7 protein-coding genes are annotated in these 7,971 nt (G+C 72.7%); all 7 read left to right on the top strand.

From position 1 onward, the window contains the following. Positions 1-108: 108 nt before the first annotated feature. Entirely contained in the window at positions 109-1,182 is a 1,074-nt protein-coding gene (locus QH283_RS15960) for an ABC transporter permease (protein WP_280503776.1), read from the top strand. Continuing rightward, a complete protein-coding gene (locus tag QH283_RS15955; RefSeq protein WP_280503775.1) occupies positions 1,179-2,066 on the top strand; it encodes an ABC transporter permease in 888 nt (295 codons plus the stop codon). The genes QH283_RS15960 and QH283_RS15955 overlap by 4 nt, the downstream gene beginning before the upstream one ends. Position 2,067: 1 nt before the next feature. Then, positions 2,068-3,741, top strand: coding sequence for an ABC transporter ATP-binding protein (locus QH283_RS15950; protein ID WP_280503774.1), 1,674 nt, complete (start codon positions 2,068-2,070; stop codon positions 3,739-3,741). Then, entirely contained in the window at positions 3,738-4,952 is a 1,215-nt protein-coding gene (locus QH283_RS15945; protein WP_280503773.1) for an acyl-CoA dehydrogenase family protein, read from the top strand. Before QH283_RS15950 ends, QH283_RS15945 begins: the two co-directional genes overlap by 4 nt. Further along, the gene (locus QH283_RS15940) at positions 4,949-5,971 is read left to right on the top strand and encodes a ketopantoate reductase family protein (RefSeq protein WP_280503772.1); all 1,023 of its coding nucleotides are present in this window, start codon (positions 4,949-4,951) and stop codon (positions 5,969-5,971) included. The genes QH283_RS15945 and QH283_RS15940 overlap by 4 nt, the downstream gene beginning before the upstream one ends. Then, positions 5,968-6,693, top strand: coding sequence for an alpha/beta hydrolase (locus QH283_RS15935; RefSeq protein WP_280503771.1), 726 nt, complete (start codon positions 5,968-5,970; stop codon positions 6,691-6,693). Before QH283_RS15940 ends, QH283_RS15935 begins: the two co-directional genes overlap by 4 nt. Beyond that, positions 6,690-7,971, top strand: a 1,282-nt coding sequence (locus QH283_RS15930) for an FAD-binding oxidoreductase (RefSeq protein ID WP_280503770.1), incomplete at its 3' end; no start/stop codon positions are given. The genes QH283_RS15935 and QH283_RS15930, both read left to right, overlap by 4 nt.

The raw sequence follows: 7,971 nt of genomic DNA, 5'->3' as shown, positions 1-7,971 counted from the left end.
GGGTTGGGGGGGGTGGCGGGGGCCACTGTGTTGGCTTACGCTGGGGGGGCGCCCGTGGTCCGGGGGGGTTGCTTAATACAACGCACGACGACGATGACTCGCGGCCCGGTGTCGACGACAGCTGTGCGTGACTGGCTCTGGTTCCTCGGCGGCCGACTCCTACAGGGGCTGTTCGTGCTCTGGGCCGCGTTCACGCTGGTGTTCGTCGTGGTGTACCTGCTGCCGAGCGATCCCATCCGGTTGATGGTCTCCGGCAGCGGCACCGAATTCGCCAACGCCGACGACGCGGCCCTGGACGAACTGCGCAAGCAGTACGGGCTGGACCAGCACCCGGTGCTCCAGTATCTGCACGCCCTCGGCGACGCGGTGCGCGGCGACTTCGGCATCTCCATCCAAACCGGAAGGCCGGTGACGGAGATGATCGGCGACGCACTCGCCGAGACCGCGGCGCTCGGCGCCTTCGCCCTGCTGATCGGCCTGGTCCTCGGCTTCGGAGTCGCGCTGGCTGCCACCCTGACACCGCTGCGGCCGCTGCGCCAGCTGCTGCTGTCGCTGCCCGCGGCGGGAGTCTCGGTGCCCTCGTTCTGGGTGGGCCTGCTGCTCATCCAGTACTTCGCCTTCGAACTCGGCTGGTTCCCGCCACTGGGCGGCAAGGGCATCAACGGCCTGACCCTGCCCGCCGTGACGCTGGCGATCCCGACGGCGGCCTTCGTCGCCCAGATCCTCGCCAAGAGCCTGGCCACCACCATGGCCGAGCCCTACATCGAGGTGGTCAGGGCCAAGGGTGCCTCCCGCGCGCACGCCCTGTTCACCGACGCGCTGCGCAACGCGGCGCTGCCGCTGCTGACCATGGTCGGCATGATCGTCGGCAACATCCTGGCCGGGTCGGTCGTGGTCGAGACCGTGTTCTCCCGGATGGGTCTCGGCCGTATCACCTACGAGGCGGTCAACGCCCAGGACATCCCGGTGATGCTCGCGGTGGTCACCTTCGCCGCCACGGTCTTCGTGCTGCTCGGCATCGTCGTCGACATCCTCTACCCGCTGCTCGACCCGCGCATCGGCTCGCGGGTGCGCAGATCGGTCTCCGCCGGGAAGCCCGCTGCAGGCAAGCCCGCTGCCGCAGCGCTTTCCGCCGGCAAGTTCGCCCCCGTCCACCAGGTCGCCGAAAGGACCGCATCATGACCGCGCTGCTGGTGAAGTCGAGCGACAGCGCGCCCGAGATCGCCCCGCAGGCGGACGCACCCGCCCGCCGCGCGCACGACAGCCTGTGGCGCGCGGTGCTGCGTCAGCCCGGCCTCGTGCTGTCGTTCGCGGTGATCGCCCTGGTCATCGCCTGGGCGTTCGTCCCGGAGGTGTTCGCCTCGCAGGACCCGATCAACGGCGTGCCCGCCGAACGGCTGTCCGCGCCGAGCGCCGAACACTGGTTCGGCACCGACAATCTCGGCCGCGACACCTACGCTCGCGTGGTGCACGGCTCCGCGCTGACCCTGCAGGCGACGCTGGTGGCGGTGCTGGTCGGCATCGTGGTCGGCGCGGGCGTCGGCCTGATCGCCGGCTTCGTGCGCGGCCTGGTCGAGGACTGGCTCATGCGCGTCATCGAGGTCATGCTCGCCGTGCCCGGCCTGCTGCTCTCGCTGGCCGTGGTCACCGCGCTCGGTTTCGGCACCATCAATGTCGCCATCGCGGTCGGCATCGCCAATATCGCCAGCTTCGCCCGCGTCATGCGCTCGGAGACGCTCAAGATCGGGGCGCTGCCCTACATCGAGGCGTCCAAGGCGTCCGGCTCGCACTGGTCCTACACGCTGTTCGCGCACGTGCTGCCCAACGCCAGGGGGCCGGTGCTGGCGCTGACCGCGCTCGAGTTCGGCACCGCCATCCTGTCGGTCTCGGCGCTGTCGTTCCTGGGCTTCGGCGCCCAGCCGCCCACCCCCGAGTGGGGCGCGCTGGTCTCCGGCGGCCGCGACTACCTGGCCACCGCCTGGTGGATGACCACCTTCCCCGGCCTGGTCATCGCCGCGGTCGTGCTCTCCGCCAACCGCATCGCCCGCTTCCTGGAAGACCGCTGACATGACCCATCCACCTCTGCTGTCGGTGTCCGGCCTGCGGGTCGGCTATCGAATCTCCCGCACCGAGACCTTCCGCGCCGTGCACGGCGTCGACTTCGACATCGCCGCGGGCGAACTCGTCTCCCTGGTGGGCGAATCCGGCTCCGGCAAGAGCACCACCGCGCACGCCGTGCTCGGTCTGCTCGGCGAGCGCGCCCGCGTCGAGGGCGGCAGCATCCGCTTCGACGGCGCCGAGCTCACGAGGCTCGGCGACAAGCAGTGGCGCGCCATCCGCGGCGCCCGCATCGGTTTCGTGCCGCAGGACCCGGCCGTCTCGCTCAACCCGACCCGGCGCATCGGCGAGCAGATCGCCCAGGCCATCACCCTGCACAAGGGCCGCGTCCCCAAGGACGCGCTGCGGCAGCGGGTGATCGACCTGCTCGCCAAGGTCGGCATCGACCGGCCGGAGCTGCGCTCGCGCCAGTACCCGCACCAGCTCTCCGGCGGTATGCGCCAGCGCGCCCTGATCGCGACCGCGCTGGCCAACGACCCGGAACTGATCATCGCCGACGAGCCGACCAGCGCGCTGGATGTCACGATCCAGAAGCAGATCCTCGACCACATCGACGCACTGCGCCGCGAACTCGGCATCGCCATCCTGCTCATCACCCACGACCTGGGTGTGGCGGGGGACCGGTCGGACCGGATCGTGGTGCTCGAATCCGGGCGCGTGGTGGAATCCGGCGCGCCGGAACAGATCCTGGCCGCCCCCTCGGCCGCCTACACCCGCAAACTGCTGGCCGCCGTGCCGCAGGTGTCGTCGGGACGGCTGGTGTGGGCCGACGGTGTGGTCCGCGAACGCGAACCGGGCGCCGCGCTGCCGCGCACCAGGGAGGACAGCGCGATCCTGGTGGCCACCGGACTGCGGAAAGCCTTCCGCGACAGCGGTTCCGGCGGTGACGTGCAGGCCGTCGACGACGTCAGCATCGCGGTCCCGCGCGGCGGCACCCTCGGCGTGGTCGGTGAATCCGGTTTAGGCAAGTCCACCCTGGCCCGGATCGTCACCCGCCTGACCGATCCCGACGCGGGCCGGGTCGAGTTCGACGGCCGCGACGTCACCGCGCTGCGCGGCAAGCGGCTGCGCGAGTTGCGCAGGCACGTGCAGCTGGTCTACCAGAACCCGTTCGCCTCACTGGACCCGCGGTTCACCATCGGCCGCACCCTCACCGAACCGTTGCGCGCCTTCGGCATCGGCGACCGGCCCGCCCGCGCCCGCCGGGTCGCCGAACTGCTCGACCTGGTCGGCCTGCCCGCCTCCTTCGCCGAGCGCAAGCCCGCGGAGATGTCCGGCGGTCAGCGTCAGCGGGTCGCGATCGCCAGGGCGCTGGCCAGCGAGCCCTCGCTGGTGGTGCTCGACGAGGCCGTCTCGGCGCTCGACGTCTCGGTGCAGGCGCAGATCCTGGAACTGCTGGTGCGGGTGCAGGCCGAACTCGGCGTCAGTTACATCTTCATCTCCCACGACCTCGCGGTGATCCGGCAGGTCAGCGACGACATCGTCGTCATGCGGCGCGGCCGCCTCGTCGAGGCGGGCACCGCCGACCGCGTCTACACCACCCCCGCCGTCGACTACACCCGCGCGCTGCTGGCCGCCGTGCCCGGCGGCAGGCATCCCCATCCCCGAAAGGTGCTCTCGTGACCTCCGCGCCCTCGCTCCGGCCCTACGACCCGGCCTCGTTACCGGCCGTCACCGCCGCGCTCGCCGAGCGCGCCGCCGACTACGACCGCACCGGCGCGTTCCCCGCCGAGAGCATCCAGGTGCTGCACGAGGCGGGCGTCCTCACCGCCACCGTCGGAAAGCGTTTCGGCGGCGCCGAACTCGGCCACGCGGGCACCGTCGACCTGATGCTCGCCCTCGGCGAGGGCGACCCCTCGGTCGCGCTCATCACGGCCATGACCCTGGCCATCCACGCCAGGCAGGCCACCGAGGACGCGCTGCCGCCCGCCCTCTACGAGCAGGTGCTCGCCGCCTCGATCGAGGGCCCCTCGCTGCTGAACGCCCTGCAGGTCGAACCCGCCCTCGGCACTCCCTCGCGCGGCGGCGCGCCCGCCACCACCGCCCGCAAGGTGTCCGGCGGCTGGCGCGTCACCGGTCACAAGATCTACTCCACCGGCGCCGAGGGCCTGCGCTGGATGATCGTCATGGCCACCACCGACGAGGCCGAGCCGAGGGTCGGCTCGTTCGTCATCGACGCCAGGCGCGAGGGCATCACCGGCGAGGGCATCACCATCGACGACAGCTGGGACAACACCGGCATGCGCGCCACCGGCAGCCACGGTGTCACTTTCGACGGCGCGTTCGTCCCCGACGAGTTCGCCTTCGGCCTGCAACCGCTGGCGCAGCGCAAGCCGCAGGACCAGAACCTCGGGCCAGGCACCGCGCTGCCCGCCATCTACCTGGGCGCCGCGCACGCCGCCCGCCGCTGGTTCATCGGCTTCCTCGACGCGCGCCGCCCCGCCAATCTCGGCCACTCGCTGCTGGAGCTGCCGCGTTTCGAGGCCGCCATCGGGGAGATCGACATCGAACTGACCAGCAGCGTCGCCCTGCTGCGCGCCCTGGCCGACCAGGCCGACCGCGGCATCCCGGTGCCGAAGGCGGTGGCGTGGAGCGCCAAGACCGTCGCCAACCGCGCCGCCATCGGCACCGTCGAGAAAATGGTCTCGCTGATCGGCAATCCCGGTCTGAGCCGGTCCAATCCGCTCGAGCGCCACCTGCGCGACGTGTACTCCGCGCGGGTGCACTTCCCGCAGGAGGACACGGTCACCACCTTCCTCGGCAAGCAGGCCAAAGCCTCGGTCGCCCCCGCCCCGCAGACCGCGACCACCACCGATTCGGAGAACAAGTCATGACCCGCTACGTCGTCATCGGCGCGGGCGCCGTCGGCGCAGGCCTGGCCGCCCAGCTCGAACTGCACGGCCTGCCCTACGTGCTCGTCGGCCGCGGCGCGCAGATCGCCCATCTCGCCGAGCGCGGCCTGACCTACCACCGGCGTGGCACGGCCACGACCGTCCCGCTGGTCACCGCCGCCGCGCCCGCCGAGGTCACCCTCACCACCGACGACGTCCTCGTCTTCACCCCGAAGGTGCAGGACCTCGACGCCGCCGTGCGGGACTGGGCCTGGCAGCCGGTCGCCGGCGCGCCCGGCCGCACCGCCGCCGACCTACCGGTGATCACCCTGCAGAACGGCCTGGACGCCGAGCGTATCGCGCTGCGCCGCTTCGCCCATGTGTGGGGCGCGTCACTGCTCACCCCGGCCCGCTTCACGGTGATCGGCGAGGTCGTCTCCGGCGCGGCGGGCCCGGTCGGCGTGCTCACCATCGGCCGCTACCCGTCCGGCTCCGACGAGCGGCTGGAATCGGTCGCCGCCGACCTGCGCGCCGCCGAGTACATCGTGCAGATCAGCGACGACGTGGTGCGCTGGAAGGCCGCCAAGATCGTGCACAACGTGCGCAACGCGGTCGAGGTGCTCAGCGGCGACGCCGAGGAGAAGGCCCGCATCGAGGACGCGCTGGTCGCCGAGACGCACGCCGCGCTGGCGGCAGCGGGCATCGAGGTGGCCGACACCGTGGCCGAGCGCACCGAGGACCTGTCCGAATTCCGGCTCGACCCCGACTCCGGCATCCGGCCCGGCCAGCAGTCCACCTGGCAGAGCTTCGCCCGCGGCGTGCCCGCCGAGACCGACTACCTCAACGGCGAGATCGTGCTGCTTGGCAGGCTGCACGGCGTCGACGTGCCCGTCAACGCGGCGATCCAGGCCGTCCTCGGCGCCTCCTCGCTGGCCGGGGAGAAGCCGGGCACCCGCACCACCACCGAAGTCATCGCCGCGGCCGAGCAGGCCGCCACCCTCACCGGAAAGGCACATTCGTGACCGTCACCACCGAATCCGCCACCCCCGTCCGCTGGCACGAGCCCACCGGCCTCAACCCGCGCGGCACCCTCGTGATCGTGCCGGGACGCGGCGAGACCGCCGAGGTCTACAACCGCTTCGGCGCGCGCCTGGCGGCCGACGCCTACCGGGTCACCGTGATCGACGCCGACAGCACCGGCGAACTGGTCTCGCGCGTGCGGGAACTGGCGCGGGACGAATGGGCGGTCACCCCGCTGGTCCTGGTCGGTTCCGACAGCGGCGCGCTGCGCGCCCTGGCCGCCGCGAGCACCGAGGGACTGGTGGACGCCGTCGTGGTCGCGGGTCTCCCGGTCGACGCGCAGGCCCCCGACACCGATTTCGAGACCGAGATCGCCGCCCGCACCGGCTGCCCCACCCACCAGGGCGTGCTGCGCAGCACCGGCGCGCTCGGCTACGCCGCGCTGCCGCGGGCCATCACTCTCGACGAGCTCGCCCCGGCCGCGCCGGCCGTGCCGGTGCTGGCCCTGCACGGCGTCACCGACACCATCAGCCCGGTCGAGCGCGCCCTCGAGTACTACCGCGCCCTGCCGAACGCCACCGTCCACCTGGTCGAGGACGGTCGCCACGACGTGCTCAACGACGCCACCCACCGCTCGGTCGCCGCCACGGTGGTGCTGTTCCTGGAACGGCTGCGCCTCGGCGCCGACCTGCCGGTGATCGTGCGCGGCGACAGCGCGCGATGACCGTCACCGCGCTGCCCGCACACCTGGCCGCACTCGCCGGTGCGGTGTCGGACTGCTCGGCCGAGCCGTCGGTGCTGGCCGCCGCCCGCACCGACCGATCGGGCCTGCTGCCCGAGGGTGTCCCCGATCTGGTCGTGCGCGCCGGCTCGGTGGCCGATGTGGTCGCCACCGTCGAGCACGCGAGCCGCTCGGGCATCCCGGTGGTCCCGCGCGGTGCGGGTACCGGGCTGGCGGGCGGCGCGGTCGCCACCACCGGCGAGATCGTGCTCGACGTGTCCGGGATGAACCGCATCCTCGAGATCGACGCCGACAACGGCATCGCCCGTGTCGAACCCGGCGTCCGCACCGCCGAACTCGATGCCGCCGCCGCCCGGCACGGCCTGCGTTACGCCCCCGACCCGGCCAGCGCCGCCATCTCCACCCTCGGCGGCAACATCGCCACCAACGCCGGCGGTCTGCGCTGCGTGAAGTACGGCGTCACCCGCGACGCGGTGCTCGCGCTGGAGGTGGTCCTCGGCGACGGCCGCAGGCTGCGCACCGGCCGCACCACCGCCAAGAACGTCACCGGTTACGACCTGACCAGCCTGTTCGTCGGCTCCGAGGGCACCCTCGGGGTGATCGTCGAGGCCACGGTGAAACTGACGCCGCGCCCGGTCGGCACGGCCACCACGACCGCCACCTTCGCCACCGTCTCCGCCGCCGCCCAGGCCGTCGGCGAGCTGCTGCGCGCGGGCCTGACCCCGTCCACGCTGGAACTGCTCGACCACGCCACCCTGCTGGCCATCGACCAGGCCGAGGGCACCGGCCTCGGCGCGGACGGCGGGGCCTTCCTGCTGATCCAGACCGACGGCGCGGGCGCGGAGCACGAGGCCGCGCGGGTGCGTGACCTGTTGCGCCGCAGCGCGACCCGCCTCGAGACCGCCGCCGACGAGGCCGAGGCCGAGCGCCTGCTCCAGGTGCGCAGGCTGGCGCTGCCCTCGATCGAACGCCACGGCCGAGTGCTCATCGAGGACATCGCGGTGCCGCGCAGCCGGCTCGCCGAGGCGGTCGACGGCATCGAGGAGATCTCCCGCCGCACCGGCGTGCGGATCTTCACCTTCGCCCACGCGGGCGACGGCAACCTGCACCCCATCGTGCTCACCGACGCCGCGCCCACCGACCCGGTCCCCGCGCCGGTGCAGGCCGCCGTCGGCGAGGTCTTAGCCCACCCGCAGAGCCAGGGAGGCCCACAGCCAGGGGGACCCCGCGGGGGGGTGGTGCAGCGCCCCGGGGTGGCGG

The sequence above is a fragment of the Nocardia farcinica genome (assembly GCF_029867845.1).
GTDB lineage: Bacteria > Actinomycetota > Actinomycetes > Mycobacteriales > Mycobacteriaceae > Nocardia > Nocardia farcinica_A.
This window is presented reverse-complemented; position numbering and strand designations above follow the sequence as displayed.